Origin of the sequence: Nocardia sp. NPDC006044 (assembly GCF_042871115.1) — a bacterium.
In the GTDB taxonomy this organism is placed as follows: domain Bacteria; phylum Actinomycetota; class Actinomycetes; order Mycobacteriales; family Mycobacteriaceae; genus Nocardia.
The window spans coordinates 566,566-580,710 of the sequence record NZ_JBIAID010000002.1 but is presented as its reverse complement, the minus strand read 5'-3'; the positions used below and the strand labels follow the sequence as shown (position 1 = coordinate 580,710).

17 protein-coding genes are annotated in these 14,145 nt (G+C 66.4%); 12 read left to right on the top strand and 5 right to left on the bottom strand.

Annotated features, from left to right (window positions below; translation table 11 throughout):
- Positions 1-40 precede the first annotated feature (40 nt).
- The gene (locus tag ACFYO1_RS20215; RefSeq protein ID WP_150408068.1) at positions 41-259 is read left to right on the top strand and encodes an MbtH family protein; all 219 of its coding nucleotides are present in this window, start codon (positions 41-43) and stop codon (positions 257-259) included.
- A 123-nt stretch (positions 260-382) separates the two neighbouring features.
- The gene (locus ACFYO1_RS20210) at positions 383-544 is read left to right on the top strand and encodes a hypothetical protein (protein ID WP_375912064.1); all 162 of its coding nucleotides are present in this window, start codon (positions 383-385) and stop codon (positions 542-544) included.
- Positions 545-565: 21 nt separating this feature from the next.
- Here ACFYO1_RS20210 and ACFYO1_RS20205 read toward each other — a convergent pair whose 3' ends face one another.
- Positions 566-1,912 (bottom strand): helix-turn-helix domain-containing protein, encoded by a 1,347-nt coding sequence (locus ACFYO1_RS20205; RefSeq protein ID WP_387232998.1) that lies wholly within the window; start codon positions 1,910-1,912, stop codon positions 566-568.
- A 257-nt stretch (positions 1,913-2,169) separates the two neighbouring features.
- Here ACFYO1_RS20205 and ACFYO1_RS20200 point away from each other — a divergent pair, with 257 nt between their 5' ends.
- The gene (locus tag ACFYO1_RS20200; RefSeq protein ID WP_387232995.1) at positions 2,170-2,358 is read left to right on the top strand and encodes a hypothetical protein; all 189 of its coding nucleotides are present in this window, start codon (positions 2,170-2,172) and stop codon (positions 2,356-2,358) included.
- Positions 2,359-2,406: 48 nt separating this feature from the next.
- On the opposite strand, the gene ACFYO1_RS20195 is transcribed toward ACFYO1_RS20200, so the two are convergent.
- From ACFYO1_RS20195 to ACFYO1_RS20185, 3 genes are read right to left on the bottom strand one after another with little or no spacing between them, the layout of a single operon-like run.
- Positions 2,407-3,279 carry an aldo/keto reductase gene (locus ACFYO1_RS20195; RefSeq protein WP_387232992.1) on the bottom strand — a complete coding sequence of 291 codons (873 nt, stop codon included), beginning with the start codon at positions 3,277-3,279 and terminating at the stop codon, positions 2,407-2,409.
- 57 nt (positions 3,280-3,336) lie between these two features.
- Positions 3,337-4,032, bottom strand: a complete 696-nt coding sequence (locus ACFYO1_RS20190; RefSeq protein ID WP_387232990.1) for a type 1 glutamine amidotransferase domain-containing protein — start codon at positions 4,030-4,032, stop codon at positions 3,337-3,339.
- A gap of 51 nt (positions 4,033-4,083) precedes the next feature.
- The gene (locus ACFYO1_RS20185) at positions 4,084-4,905 is read right to left on the bottom strand and encodes a carboxymuconolactone decarboxylase family protein (RefSeq protein ID WP_387232986.1); all 822 of its coding nucleotides are present in this window, start codon (positions 4,903-4,905) and stop codon (positions 4,084-4,086) included.
- Between the two features lie 138 nt (positions 4,906-5,043).
- On the opposite strand from ACFYO1_RS20185, the gene ACFYO1_RS20180 reads away from it, so the two are divergent.
- The gene (locus ACFYO1_RS20180) at positions 5,044-6,171 is read left to right on the top strand and encodes a serine hydrolase domain-containing protein (RefSeq protein ID WP_387232984.1); all 1,128 of its coding nucleotides are present in this window, start codon (positions 5,044-5,046) and stop codon (positions 6,169-6,171) included.
- 63 nt (positions 6,172-6,234) lie between these two features.
- Here the strand turns inward: ACFYO1_RS20180 and ACFYO1_RS20175 are convergent, their stop codons facing one another.
- A complete protein-coding gene (locus ACFYO1_RS20175) occupies positions 6,235-7,137 on the bottom strand; it encodes an oxygenase MpaB family protein (RefSeq protein ID WP_387232981.1) in 903 nt (300 codons plus the stop codon).
- A 291-nt stretch (positions 7,138-7,428) separates the two neighbouring features.
- Here ACFYO1_RS20175 and ACFYO1_RS20170 point away from each other — a divergent pair, with 291 nt between their 5' ends.
- The 8 genes from ACFYO1_RS20170 to ACFYO1_RS20135 are packed head-to-tail and all read left to right on the top strand — an operon-like array spanning position 7,429 to position 14,101.
- Positions 7,429-7,653 (top strand): hypothetical protein, encoded by a 225-nt coding sequence (locus ACFYO1_RS20170; RefSeq protein ID WP_387232979.1) that lies wholly within the window; start codon positions 7,429-7,431, stop codon positions 7,651-7,653.
- A complete protein-coding gene (locus ACFYO1_RS20165; RefSeq protein ID WP_387232976.1) occupies positions 7,653-7,841 on the top strand; it encodes a hypothetical protein in 189 nt (62 codons plus the stop codon). The genes ACFYO1_RS20170 and ACFYO1_RS20165 overlap by 1 nt, the downstream gene beginning before the upstream one ends.
- A 19-nt stretch (positions 7,842-7,860) precedes the next feature.
- The gene (locus tag ACFYO1_RS20160) at positions 7,861-8,715 is read left to right on the top strand and encodes an MlaE family ABC transporter permease (protein WP_387232973.1); all 855 of its coding nucleotides are present in this window, start codon (positions 7,861-7,863) and stop codon (positions 8,713-8,715) included.
- 1 nt (position 8,716) lies between these two features.
- On the top strand, positions 8,717-9,580 hold the full coding sequence (locus ACFYO1_RS20155; protein WP_387232970.1) for an ABC transporter permease: 864 nt from the start codon (positions 8,717-8,719) through the stop codon (positions 9,578-9,580).
- A gap of 9 nt (positions 9,581-9,589) precedes the next feature.
- Positions 9,590-10,954: an MlaD family protein gene (locus ACFYO1_RS20150; protein ID WP_387232967.1), complete on the top strand. Its 1,365-nt coding sequence runs from the start codon at positions 9,590-9,592 to the stop codon at positions 10,952-10,954.
- Positions 10,955-10,956: 2 nt separating this feature from the next.
- Entirely contained in the window at positions 10,957-11,979 is a 1,023-nt protein-coding gene (locus tag ACFYO1_RS20145; RefSeq protein ID WP_387232964.1) for an MlaD family protein, read from the top strand.
- Positions 11,979-13,001, top strand: a complete 1,023-nt coding sequence (locus ACFYO1_RS20140) for an MCE family protein (RefSeq protein ID WP_387232961.1) — start codon at positions 11,979-11,981, stop codon at positions 12,999-13,001. Before ACFYO1_RS20145 ends, ACFYO1_RS20140 begins: the two co-directional genes overlap by 1 nt.
- Positions 13,001-14,101 carry an MCE family protein gene (locus ACFYO1_RS20135; RefSeq protein ID WP_387232958.1) on the top strand — a complete coding sequence of 367 codons (1,101 nt, stop codon included), beginning with the start codon at positions 13,001-13,003 and terminating at the stop codon, positions 14,099-14,101. The genes ACFYO1_RS20140 and ACFYO1_RS20135 overlap by 1 nt, the downstream gene beginning before the upstream one ends.
- Positions 14,102-14,145 lie beyond the last annotated feature (44 nt).

The following is a 14,145-nucleotide window of genomic DNA, read 5'->3' as shown; positions in this document are numbered from 1 at the left end:
GCCCCTCATACCTGACCCAACCAGGAAGAAGGAAACCCCGATGAACAACCCTTTCGACGACGACGGCGCACAGTTCTACGTCCTGATCAACGACGAGGGCGAGCACTCGCTCTGGCCGATCTTCGCCGCCGTACCGGGCGGCTGGACCATCGCCTACGGCGCCGCCGCGCGTAAGGCCTGTCTGCACTACGTCGAAACGCATTGGCTCGATATGCGACCCAAGTCACTCATCGAGGCCATGTCCAACGAAAGTCCCTGAGGTTCCGGACAACCGCCCAAATCCACCTGTATGCGCGGGGCGCGTCGGTCCACATCCCCCCTGCTGACCGCCGCGCCCCGCCCCCTACTCGTACTTCGCTGCGCCCCAGTGCATCATGGACCTATGACGAATCAACGGATCACCCCCACGCTGCCGGAGACGTTGATCGAAGCGGCCCGTCGCTGGGCGGGCGGACGGCCGACACCCGCACAGACGCAACAGATCAGCGGCTGGCTGGATCGAGTGATGCACCGTCAGCACCCGCAGGACGCCGCGAAGGCCTAGCGGCACAGCGGCGCCGGTCCGCTATGCCTTGGTTCGCGCCGACTCGATGACCGCGCGGGCATGCTGGCGCCACTCCGTGACCGCGCGACCGCGAAAGCCGGTGAGTGCCGCGTCGAACTTGCTCGCCCGCTTGGTGACGGTCAGCCCGATGTATGTGTGATTGCTGGTGATCGCTTGTGTCGCAATGGAACACGCCTCGTCGATCTCGCCGGCACTCAGCAACGCGGTGGCATGCTCGAACCGGACGAGCGCGGGCTCCATTGTTTCCTGTGGGTCGTACAGGCTGAGCGCGCGCGCCGCGGCCTTGGCGGTTTCCGCCGCCCGGCCGAGATTGGAGTTGCCTATCGCCTGATAAAAAGCAAGTTTTTCCGGTCTATAGGAAAAGATCCCAATCGTAAGCTCTTCGGGCCCAACATTTTCCAATGCGCGTCCGGATTTCTCGATACACCGGGCAAACTGGACAGCATTTCCCAGGCTGGCGTGCGCCCGTGCGGCCATTCCCCACAGCCAGGCGGCGGCGGGACCGTGCGCCGGATTTTCTTCGAGACGTCCGTCGAGGAGGCTCAAGACCTCCGCCGGTTTGTCGCTATATGTCGGAAGATATGCGAGACCGGCCAGCGCGATATCCTCGGAATAGCGATCGCCTATATCTTGCGCGGCGTGGATCGCGGTGGCGTACCACATCCTGGCCTGGCCCAAATGTCCTTCGTTGAACAGGATTTCGCCGACCACGTTGGCCAGCCTGCCCGCGGTGCGGACCAGCCGGACCTGATGGTGGGTGGCCTGCCGCTGCGCGAGAGTGCCACGGACAGTGCGGAATTGCTCGAGTGTGGTGTGCAGCAGCTCGTGCGGCGGCACCTGCACCACCCGCTTGCCGAGCGCCTCGGCCGATTGCTCCAGCAGCCCAAGCCTGCGCTCGCTGATAGACCCGGCATCCAGGGTGGCCAGCATCTTCTCCGGCTCGCCCGCGACCAGGTCGGCGGCCGTGCCGGTTAGGCCGACCCCGATGCAGGCCAATAACTCTCGCCTTCTCACGTCGTCATCCTCGACTTCCTTGTCGAGCCCGATGTCCCTACCGAGCTGGGTTTCCGTCTCGGGCGCCGAGTCGGTGGCTTCGAGGTCGAAGCCAGGGTCCCGGCCCGCGGTGACGGCACGCTCGAATCGTGCGACGACGACCGGATCGGCTTCTGACACGACCTGGTCGAGCAGACGTTGGCTTGCGGCATGCATCCGGGTTGTCCGGCCGTTTTCCCACAAGACCACGGTGCGCGGGGTGACGCCCACCAGACGTGCGAATTCGTACCGACTTCGCCGCATCGCGGCGCGAAGCGCACGGACATCCTCGCCCGTCCAGTCGATCTCAACCATAGGTCCTGCTTCCTCGCACCAGGCTGATACAAACGGAAACTACCCGCAATTACCGCATTCGGGTCTGTTATCCACCGAATCGCAACATGCACGCTGAATCAGCACCCGGCGCCGGGGTTCTGCCCAAACCCTTACCGGGGCGCCGGCATTCCGGAATCCGACGCACGGTCCCGACACGGCCCGATCCATCCGTGTCGAGCGGTGATTCCGTGGGGCGCTCAGGCGCCGGGTGCACTGACTTTACTCGGAGGTGAACAATGGACGTATTGCACTCGGATGTTCGAGAATTGTGGCTGGTACAGAGTCGCGACTGCACACAGGATCCGGTGGGTCTCAGCTACGACCGAGCGCGGTTCATCCTCACCGTGCACGGCGGTCACGGCGCCCGTTGTCACCAGTACCTCGGCGCGTCGGCCTACTGCTGTCGCCGGGCCGCCGAGAAGTGAACGAGGCGGGCCCGACCGCAGCCGGGCCCGCCTCGTTCGGTGGCCGATTCAGGCCGCCGCGGACAGCGCCTCGAACTCCTTGTCGGTGAGCGTGATCCGCGCGCCCTCGGTGTTCTCCTCGAGGTGGGCCACGCTGGAGGTGCCCGGGATGGGCAGCATCACCGGCGAACGGCGCAGCAGCCAGGCGAGGGCGAGCTGGGCCGGGGTCGCGCCGTGTTCCTTCGCGATCGCGTCCAGCGGTCCACCCGGCTTGGCAAGTTCGCCGGTGGCGATGGGGAACCACGGGATGAACGCGATGTTCTCCCGCTCGGCGTAGTCGAGCACGTCCTCGTCGGTCCGGTTGGTCAGGTTGTAGAGGTTCTGCACCGAGACGATGGTGGCGATCTCGCGGGCCTGTCGCAGCTGTTCGACGCTCACCTGGGATACCCCGATGTGGCGGATCTTGCCCTCCTGCTGCAGCAGTACGAGCTCGCCGAGCTGGTCGGCCAGCGGCACCTGCGGGTCGATGCGGTGCAACTGGTAGAGACCGATCTGCTCGACGCCGAGGTGGCGCAGGCTGAGTTCGGTTTGCTGGCGCAGGTATTCGGGCCTGCCGACCGCGCGCCAGTCGCCGGGGCCGCTGCGGGTGAACCCGCCCTTGGTCGCGATCACCAGGTCATCGGCGTAGGGGTGCAACGCCTTCCGGATGAGCAGTTCGCTGACGAACGGGCCGTAGGAGTCGGCGGTATCGATGAAGTTGATGCCGAGCTCGACGGCCCGGCGCAGCACCCGGACCGCCTCGTCGGGATCCTTGGGGTCACCCCAGACGCCGGGTCCGGTGAGCTGCATCGCTCCGTAACCGAGCCGGTGGACGGGCAGGTCACCGCCGAGTGCGAAGGTGCCGGACGCTTCGGCGGGCCGTGCGTGGACGTTGGTGCTCATGGGTTCGGTTCCTTCCGGAGTGGAATTACGCGACAACGGACGAGCTCGCAGGAAAGGTCAGCCGATCGCGCGCAGCAGTTCCGCGGCCACCTGCGCCGACGATGCCGGATTCTGCCCGGTGATCAGGTTGCGGTCGACCACGACCTTGGGCGCCCACGGCTCGCCCTCCTGGAAGTCGGCGCCGAACTCGACGAGCCGGTCCTGCAGCAGCCATTTGGCCCGGTCGGCCAGTCCGGCCTGCTGCTCCTCCACGTTGGTGAAACCGGTGAGGGTGTAGCCCGCGAAGGCATTGCCGCCGTCGGGACCGACCGCGGCCAGCAGTGCGGCGGGGCCGTGGCAGACGATCGCCAGCGGTTTTCCGGATTGCAGTGCGGCGGTGAGGAGTTCGCCGGACTCGGGGTTCACCGCGAGATCTTCCATCGGCCCGTGGCCGCCGGGGTAGAAGACCGCGGCGTAGTCGTCGAGGTCGACCTCGGACAGTGCGATCGGGTGCTGCAATTCCGTGCTGGCGGCCAAGACCGCCGCCCGCTGGTCCGCGCCCTCCTGGCCGCCGTTGACGTCGGGCGCCAGGCTGCCCTGGTCGACCGGCGGCACGACGCCGCCGGGGGTGGCGACCACGATCTCGTGGCCCGCGGCCTTCGCCGCCTCGTAGGGCACGGCGAACTCCTCGGCCCAGAAGCCGGTGGGATGCGGGGTGCCGTCGGCCAGGGTCCAGGTGTCGGCGCCGGTCAGGACAAAAAGTAGTTTCGCCATGTCATCGACAGTAGGACCGTCTCCGTAGCGTGGCCAATGGGATCGCCGATATCAGACATCGGAATTCTGATGGCTATTGCGCTCGGCGAAGACCGCGCGTGCCACCGCGATTCCGTTGAGCGCGGCCGGGAATCCGGCATACCCGGCCATCTGGATCAGCACCTCGACGACCTCGGTCTCGGTGCCGCCGACATTCAGCAGGCCGTGGATGTGCACACCGAGCTGGGGCGCGACGCCGAGGGCGGTGCACATGGCCACCGTCACGATCTCGCGGGTCCGCAGATCCAAGCCGGGCCGGGAGTAGATGTCCCCGAAGGAGAACTCGATCACGATGCGGGCGAAGTCCGGGGCGATGTCCTGCAACGCGGCGATCACCTGTTCGCCCGCATGCCCGTCGACCTCGGCCAGCTTGGCTGATCCGCGCTCGAATCGGTCACCGTCCGGCGTGCCGGCCGGGGCGGGTTCGGCGGGCAGGTCGGTCCGGGTGGCGAACACCTCCTTGGCGGCGGTCAGGCCGTTGAGCGCGGCCGGGAAACCCGCGTAGACGCTCGCGTGCACCATGACCTCGACGATCTCGGTGCGGGTCGCGCCGACATTGAGCGCCCCGTCGATGTGGAACCGCAGCTGCGGCGCGGCATTGCCGAGCGCGGCCAACGCGCCCACGGTGGCGAGCTGGCGCTGGCGCAGGGTCAGTCCGGGACGCGAGAGGATGTCGCCGTAGCCGAACTCGACGGTGAGGCGGCCCAGGTCCGGAGCGATATCGGCCAGACTGTCCAGCACGGCCGGACGCTCCTGCCCGCCGATTTGCCGGAGCAGCGCGAGGCCGCGCTCGTAACGATCGTTGTGGCCGGTGGAGTCCTGTGTGCTGGTCATGGCACGACCTTAGAAGTTGGAGTGCGCTCCAGCGCAAGTGCGGCGGATGCCTCATCCTTGAAGGGGAGGTGAGATCAGGGGAAATCTCGGGGTGTGTCCCCGATGTGGCTCGGCGGCCTGCTCAATAGCGTTTCGGCTATGCGATTCGCCCCGATCATCGTCGCCGTCTGCGCGGTCGCCCTGCTCGCGGGGTGCACGTCGAGCCGGGAGTCGAACGCCCCTTCCGGCATGCCGGACAACCGGATTCGCGCCGTGCAGGCCGATATCGACGCCGTCGTGGCGACCGGGGTCACCGGGGCGATCGCCACCGTCACCGACAACGGCAAGACCGTCGTGCTCACCAGTGGGGTCGCCGATATCGCCACCGGCGCGAAGATTCCCACCGATCCGCCGCAGCGCGTCCGGGTCGGCAGCATCTCGAAGACCTTCACCAGCGCGATCGTCTTGCAGCTCGTCGCGGAGGGCAAGGTGCGGCTGGACGAGCCGGTCGAGACCTACCTGCCCGGCCTGCTGCGGGGCGCGGGGATCGACGGGCGGGCTATCTCCGTGCGGCAGATCCTGCGGCATCAGAGCGGATTGCCGGAGATCACCAAGGATCCACGGATCGACGAGTATCAGGCGGCGCTGGAGAACCGGATCATGACGCCGGCCGAGGTGATGGCCATCGGGCTGCTCCAGCCCGCCGACTTCGCCCCGGGCGCGCGCTTCGAATACCGCAACACCAACTACTACGTCGCGGCCATGCTCGTCGAAAAGGTCACTGGCGCACCATATGCCGATGAGCTGAACCGGCGCATTCTGCGACCGCAGCGGCTGGCCGACACATACCTACCCGCACCGGGCGATCGGGATATCCGCGGGCCGCATCCGAAAGGCTATGCGGTGGTGAATGGTTCGCTCACCGACGTGACGCGGATCGAGCCGTCGGTGCCCTGGGCGGCCGGTGCGCTGGTCACCACCGGCTCGGACCTGAACCGCTTCTACTCGGCATTGCTCGCCGGCCGGGTGGTCCCCGACGCCGAGCTGCGCGAGATGCGCGACGGTGTGCTGATGGACGAGGGCATGAAAATGTACTACGGGCTGGGTCTCGGTCACACCACATTGTCTTGCGGCGCAGAATATTTCGGGCATTCCGGTGGTATCTACGGTTACAACGCGATCGCCGGCGCGACGCCGGAGGGGCGCGCGGTCACCTACACGTTCACCGAATCGGTGGATACGATGCCCGACCTGATCGGCATGCTCAGCCACGCACTGTGCCCGTAGGGCTTTCCTCGAGGGGTCTCCGCCGTCCGGGCGCCCAGCGTCCGGACGGCGGTGTCATGCCGCTCAGACGAGGTTCTGCTGCTTGCGAATTCGGCGTCGGACATCCGCCATCAAGCTGTGGGTTCCGCAGTGCCGCAGGAAGCGCGGGATGAACCGGTTCACGAAGGCGACGAACAGGAACAGGTGCTCGAAGCGCCGCTGATCGGCGGCGGTCCATTCGACCCGCAGCTGCTCGCGGAATACCGGCGCGAGAAACCCGATCGTGAGGAACTTCAACAGGTTTCGGAACGGCAGCCGCAGATACCAGTGGATCATCCGCAGGTTCAGCAGATCGTCGAGGTAGCCGCCGACGAACTCGTCGATCGAGACCTGCGCGCAGGCATCGTTCCAATATCGATCGAATTCCGCCCGGGTGGCGGGCCACATCTCCTCGGTCACCTGCAAGGTGGTGCCCAGGGTCGAGGACGACACGTAGAACGCCTCGGCCTGCTCGTCGCTCATCCGGCCTTGCAGCAGTTGGTAGGTGTCCTCGAAGCCGATGTACAGGCAAGCGGCGACCCACAACTGGAGATCTCGGTCGAACGCGTTGTACCTCACCGGTGCGCCCGGCGCCGAATGTACCTGCCGGTGTGCGACATTCACCGCCTCGCGATAGGCGAGGCGCTCCTCGTCGGTGCCGAGAATGGCGACGGCCAGGTACTGCGTCGTGGTGCGGGCGCGCTTCCACGGATGCCGCATCAGGGATCCGGACTCGACCTTGCTTTCCGCGACGCCGTAGCCGACGCCGGGCCGGGCCATCTGCATCGCGACATTGGCCGCCGCGCCCGCGAAGGACCAGAAGTCCAGCGCGTCGGTCAGCTTGATCGCGCGTTTGGTGATCGGGCGGTGCGCGGTGCCGATGTGGATCCGGGTCTGGTCCTTGGACAGCGGGACGGCCGGTGGCGAGGGGCGAGCGGCGGCGGTCATAGGGGAGTCCTTTCGGGTCCGGAATCGACTCCGCTGGGCGTGAACAAACTGTGAACTATTGATAACTTAAGTCCGGCGGAACCTCCGCGTCAACGGGCGGTTCAGCATGCGAATATTCCTGGCTTTCTGGCTGCGAATGTACGCGAAAGGGTTCCGCAATGTGCGGAATCGTGCGTAACATACTGGCCCATGCCGGACCGTGAGGTGTCCGGGAAGGATCCAACGGCGGATCCCGGTTCGGGGCCTGCCGTGGGCGTCCGGTCGGTGCGACCGGCACGCGAAAGGACGCGCATGCTCAAGCGGCTGGATCGGATATTCAGCTACGAGATGAAGGTCTCGGAGTTCCTCGGGACGCTGATCATTCTCGGCATCCCGTACGGGCTGATCGGTGTCATCTGGACACTCACGCACACCAGCCACCTACGCGGCATGCACGGCATCGACGTGGTGGTCTCGTTCCTGGGGTCGATCGTCTGCTGGCCCGTGCTCACCTTCGCGAATGTGTGCATGACCTGATGATGATCGTGGTCTGGCTCATAGACATCGTGGTGATCGGCGTCAAGGTCCTGGGTGGACGCACGCGGGTCAACCCGGTGCTGCGCTTCGGCCTGTGGCTGGCCGTGCTGAGCACCGTGGTGGCCGGCGTGGCCGTCGTCGGCTATCTCCTCGTGCTGCTCGAGCGGCAATTGAGCGGCGCCGCGTGACCCGGAGAGGCGGTAACGAGTGACCACAACAGAACGACCACCGCAGCGGACCGACCTGGAGCGGGCCGTCGACGACCTCAGGGGCCTGTGGCAGCGGCATCCGCAGCGGTCGCTGGAGACGCTGGGCAGGCAGGTGAAGCTGGGCCGCGACGCTGTGCTGGAGATGCTGCGCGCGATCCTCACCCGCCGGTTCCCGTTCCAGGAATTCGTCAAGCAGTGCGCGTTCATGGCCAGCGTCTCCGCCGCGCCGACGGTGTTCGTCGCGATCCCGGTGGCGGTCGTGGTCTCGATCCAGCTGGGCGCGTTGGTGAGTCAGGTCGGCGCGACCACCTTCATCGGCGCGGTCAGCGGTCTCGGCATCATTCGGCAAGGTGCGCCGCTGGTCACCTCGCTGATGATCGCCGGTGCGGTCGGCTCGGCCATCTGCGCCGACCTCGGTTCGCGCACGATCAGGGAGGAGATCGACGCCATGATGGTGATGGGCGTGGATCCGATCCGCAGACTGGTCGCGCCGCGGCTCGCGGCCGCGGTGCTGGTGAGCATGCTGCTGTGCGGTTTCGTGGTGTTCGTCGGCTTCGCCACCGGCTATCTGTTCAATGTCTACGCGCAGGGCGGCACGTCGGGCACGTTCATCAGCACGTTCGCCTCGTTCGCCGTCGCGAACGACCTGATCGTCGCGTTGGTGAAGGCCGCGATCTTCGGTGCGCTCACCGCGATCATCGCCTGTGACATCGGCCTGCACACCAGGGGCGGGCCCGGCGGCGTGGCTAATTCGGTGAACGCGGCGGTGGTCAATTCGGCGCTGATGCTGTTCGCCACCAACATCATCATCACCCAGGTGTACAACACCCTGTTCCCGGCGAAGGTGCTCTGACATGGGCTCGCGCTATACGCCACCGGCGTTGCAGCCGTTCAAGGTCGTCGGCGGCGCCGTCCGCGGACCGGTGCGGGCCAATCAGCGGCTCGGTCACCAGGCCATCACCTTCGTCGCGGCGATCGCGGCGATACCGTTCGCGCTCAGGCACTATCGCAAAGAGGTACTGCGGCTCACCGCGGACGTGGGCTGGGGCAACGGGTCACTGATCGTCGGCGGCGGCACCGTCGGCGTGGTGATCATCCTGTGCGGGTTCGGTGGGATCACCGTGGGCATGGAGTCCTACACCGCGCTGAACCTGCTCACGATGAACCCGCTGACCGGCGCCATCTCCGGATTCGCCACCACCCGCGAAATCGGCCCGATCCTGGCGACTCTGGCGTTCGCGATCCAGGCCGGTTGCCGATTCACCGCGCAACTCGGTGCGATGCGGATCTCCGAGGAGATCGACGCGCTGGAATCCATTGCCATCCGGCCGCTTCCGTACCTGATCACGACCAGGATGATCGCCGCGACGCTGACCATCGTCCCGCTCTACAGCGTCGGGCTCGCCGTCGCGTACCTGATGACCAAGCTGTCGGTGCTGTTCCTCGGCGGCACCTCGGCGGGCACCTACGATCACTATTTCTTCCAATTCCTCAACGGTACGGATGTTTTCTATTCTGTTCTCAAAGTGGTTGTGTTCGTGATGATTTCGACCTTCCTCCAGTGCTACTACGGATACGTCGCCACCGGCGGCCCGGAAGGGGTCGGGCAGGCGGCAGGGCGCGCGATCAAGATGGTGATCGTCGTCATGGTGTTCGCGAATCTGTTTCTCACGCTGGCGATCTGGGGCATCGACCCCGGCTTCCGGATCTCGGGATAGGGGGCCCGCATGATCATCGATCCCAGTGGCCGCGGGCCGAGCGGACGCCGGCTCTCGCTGGCCGGCCTCGCGCTCACCACGGTGCTGTTGCTGCTGCTGTTGCTGCTCGGGCTGCGCTACACCGGCCGGTTCGAGGACAAGGTGGGCGTGGTCGCGCTGCTCACCAGCACCGGTGACGGACTGCCCGAACACGCCGACGTGAAGTTCCGCGGCATGATCGTCGGTTCGGTGGCCGACGTGCAGGTGGTGGCCAAGGGTGAGCGTCAGCGCGCCGAGATCGATCTGAAACCGGCTGTCGCGGCGATGATTCCGGCGGCGGTCACGGCCAGGGTCATCCCGAACAACATCTTCGGTGTGACCGCGATCGAACTCGTCGACAGCGGGCCGAGCACCCGGACGTTGCGCGCCGGTGCGGAAATCCCCGAGGACACCAGCGAGGGCACGGTCCAGTTGCAGACCACGCTCAGCGTATTGCGCGACGTGCTCGACCACATTCAGCCGGAGAAGCTCGGCCGGGTGCTCGCGACGCTCGCCGACGCGCTCGATCCGTCCGTGCGTGTGCCCGGATCCACCATCGAACGCCTGGATCTCTGGCTCACCCAGATGCATGCCATTCCGGGGATCGGCGACCTGCTCGGCAATCTCGGCCGGGCCGCGACGGCATTGAGCGCGTCCGCGCCCGATCTGGTCGGGGTGCTGTCGGAGTCGGTGACCACCGCCCGCACGCTCACCGAACGCCGGGACCGGCTGGTCGCGCTGCTGACCAACGCGAGTGGTGCGGTCGACTCGGTGAATTCGCTGTTCGCCCGCAATCCCGACGCGGGCAAGGACGTGGTCTCCGGCCTCGACGAACTCTTCGGCAGCCTGGCCGAGGACCCGCGGGCCTTGCAGCAGACGGCGGCCAACCTCAATGTTGCGCTACAGAACTTGCGCTCGGTATTCGGCTTCGGGCCGAGCCGCCAGATGGTCTGGAAGATGGACGTGTCCTTCACCCCGTTCCAGCAGTACACCGCCGCGGACTGCCCGCATTACGGCAGTATGGCCGGGCCGCGCTGTGGCGGCTCCTCGGTTCCGGAAACCGCACCACCACAAGAGTTTCCGTCACAGCTGACGCCGAAGTGGCTGGAGTCGGCGGGACCGGCGCCGGTGGTGCCCACACTGCCGGCCATTCCGGGGATTCCGATGATCCCGGGCCTCACCGCACCGGCCGCGGCTAGGGATCCGAAACCGGACGCGGTAGCGCCCAGCGGATTACGTGGTCCGGATGCGGTAGCGGCGATCCTCGGCGGCAGGCCGACCGCCGCGCAGTATCTGCTGCTGTCGCCGCTGCTGGCCGGCGGCTCGGTGACCCCGGCGGACAAGGGCGGTCGCTGATCATGAAATCGAGAAGGGCACTGATCGGGTTCAGCCTGTTCGCGGTCGTCGCGATCGTGCTGACCTACACGATCTGGTCCACCCTGCAGCGTTCGGTCACCGGCGATACCGACTCGTACTCCGCCACCTTTTCCGATGTCCTCGGCCTGCGCGTCGGTGACGACATCCGGATGGCAGGCGTGCGGGTCGGGCGGGTGGACGCGATCGACTTCGACGGTGACTATCGCGCGCGCGTCGAGTTCCGCATCCAGCGCAGGCAGCACCTCACCACCGCCACGAAGGCCTTGGTGCGCTACCAGAACCTGATCGGGCAGCGCTATATCGCGCTGGTGCCCGGTGCGGGAAACGGTCAGGTGGTCGCGGCCGGTTCGGCGATACCGCTCGAGCGCACCGAACCCTCCTTCGACGTGTCCGCGCTGCTGTCCGGGTTCGAGCCGCTGTTCAGCGTGCTGCAACCGGATCAGATCAACTCGCTGTCGGAGACCTTGATCCAGGCCCTGCAGGGCAACAACGTCTCGCTCAGCGCGTTGATCACCCAGGCCGCCGAACTCGCGGGAACCTTCGGCCAGCGCGACCGGATTCTCGGCGACGTGATCAGCAATCTGAGTAGCGTCATCGCCGGGCTGGCGCATCGCAGCGGCGAGCTGGAAACGCTGATCACCCAGGCACGTTCGCTGGTCGAGTCGCTGTACGCACAAGGCGAATCGCTGAAGGGGTCGGTCGCTCAGGTGGCCACCTCGACCGACTCGCTGGCGCGACTGATCGGCCAGGTGAAACCGAATATCGCTCGCGCACAGAATGATGCGACGAGCGGGGTGGCGCTGCTGCTGCTCAACGGCGCGTCGCTGGATCAGGCGGCGGTCGAGCTGCCGAGCCTGCTCAACGGCATCGCCCGGTTCACCAGCTATGGCGCCTACGGCAACGCCTACATCTGCCGCCTGGATGTCTCGCTGTGGGGTGTGCTGCTGCCACCCGGACTGTTCTCGCAGGTCGGCGGCAATTCGCAATCGGAGGTATGCCGGTGATGACACGAGCGCGGTCCCTGTTCGGGCGGGTTCGAGTGCCGCGGAACCGGCTGCTGTGGCTGGGCCTGCTTGCGGCGGGCTCGGTGGTGCTGCTGCTGGTCGGGTCCAGCGCGCTGTCGCAGGCTCGACTGGGGGACAAGACGATTCAGGCAGAGTTCGCCCAGGCGGCCGGGCTGCGCGCGGGCGCGTCGGTGGACGTGTCGGGCATCGAGGTGGGCACGGTGCGCGCGGTGCGGCTGGACGGCGCGAAAGTCGTTGTCGACCTGCGGGTTCGCCGAGATCTGCGACTCGGGCCGGACGCGCACGCGGCGATCAAGATGACCACGATTCTCGGCAAGCTGCATGTCGAATTGGTGCCGGGTAATGGAAAAGGGTTGCCGGGCAACCGGATCGCGCTGCCGAACACCTCGGTGCCGTACAACCTCGGCAAGGTGATCCAGGATCCGGTGTACAAGTCCTCGTTCGAACGCATCGAACGCATCGATCCGGCGAAGCTGCGTCAGGCGCTGGATCTGCTCAGCCGGCAGATGGGTGACTCGCCGCAGCTCACCGTCGAGGCGCTGAACAGCGTCGGCGCACTCGCCAAGGTGATCAACGACCGTCGCGACGAGGTCGATGTGCTGTTGAAGAGCATGGATCAGGTGTCGCAACTGGTGTCCGACAATCGCAACAGCGTGTTGCTGCTGCTGACCCGCGGCGAGGCCATCGGCACCGCGGTCGCGCAACGGCAGAACATGCTGAAGTCGTTGCTGGACAACGTCGCCGAGCTGTCCCGGCTGCTGCAGCAGATGGGCCTGGAGAACAACGATCAGCTCGGCCCGATGATCCAGAGCTTGAACACCATGTCCGAGGGCCTGGAGAAGAACAAGGACAATCTCGACTCGCTCTACGAAATCATGCCGGTGGCCCTGCGGCAGTTCAACAACGCGCTCGGCAACGGCCCCTACGGCGACGTGTGGGCACCGTGGATCTTCCCGGACAACTGGCTGTGTTTCGCCGGTGCGGTACAGGGGTGCAACTGATGAAAATAGGTACTTTGCTCAAGACCGCCGCGTTGTGCTGGGTCGCCGCGGTGGCCTCCGGTTGCTCGTTGCTGCCGGACAGCCTGAGCACGCTACCGGCCGAATACCTGGGTGAACACCTGCGGATCAGCGCCGATTTCGAGAATGTGGCCGGCCTGTACGCGGGCAACGACGTCGCGGTCCTCGGCGTCCCGGTGGGCAAGGTCGACACGGTGACCGCCAGGGGCAGCTATGTCGAGGTCACCATGTCCATCGACAAGAACGTCAAGGTGCCCGCCGGTGCGATCGCCGCACTGGTGTCGCCGCAGCTGATCACCAACCGGCACGTCGAACTCGCGCCCGCCTACGACGGCAACGGCCCGGTGCTGGCCGACGGCGCGCACATCCCGCTCGAACACACCCGCACCCCGGTCGAACTCGATCGCATCCTGGACAACTTCGATCAGCTCGGCCGAGCGCTGAAGGGGGACAACGAGTCCGGGCCGATGGCCAGTCGCGTGCTCTTCCCGCTGCTCGACGGCAACGGCGACAAGCTGCGCGAGACGCTCGACGCGATGTCCTCGGCGTTCGAGGTGAGCCTGGCCAACGGCGACCAGATCTCCAACACCATCGTGAAACTCAACGAGATCACCCAGATCATCGCCGAGAACGACCAGACGGTGCGCGATTTCAGCGGCCGGCTCACCGAGATGGTGCAGCTGATGGGGGAGCAGGCGCCCGGGTTACAGGCGGTGCTGACCCAGCTCAACGACTTCGTCACCAACACATCCACCGTGGTCGGCGCCAACCGTGAGCAGTTACTCGGCGCGCTGACCAGATTCACCACCCTGACCAGCCAGATGCGGGCCAATGCGCGATCGGTCACCGAAATCGCCGACGTCACACCGCTGTTCTTCCAGAACCTCGCCAACGCGACCAGCCGCGAACACCGCGCGCTGCGACTGCACGGGCTACTGGACAAGTCGGTCCTCGACGGCGAGGCGCTGTCGGTGTTCTGCGAACGGGTGCAGATGCGCCTGGACGGCTGCCGGACCGGCAAGATCCAGGACTTCGGTCCGGACTTCGGCCTGACCGCCGCACTGCTCGGACTGACCAAATGAGGACGCGAATACCGGCCCACCGCCCCCCGCGGAATCGTCGCGCG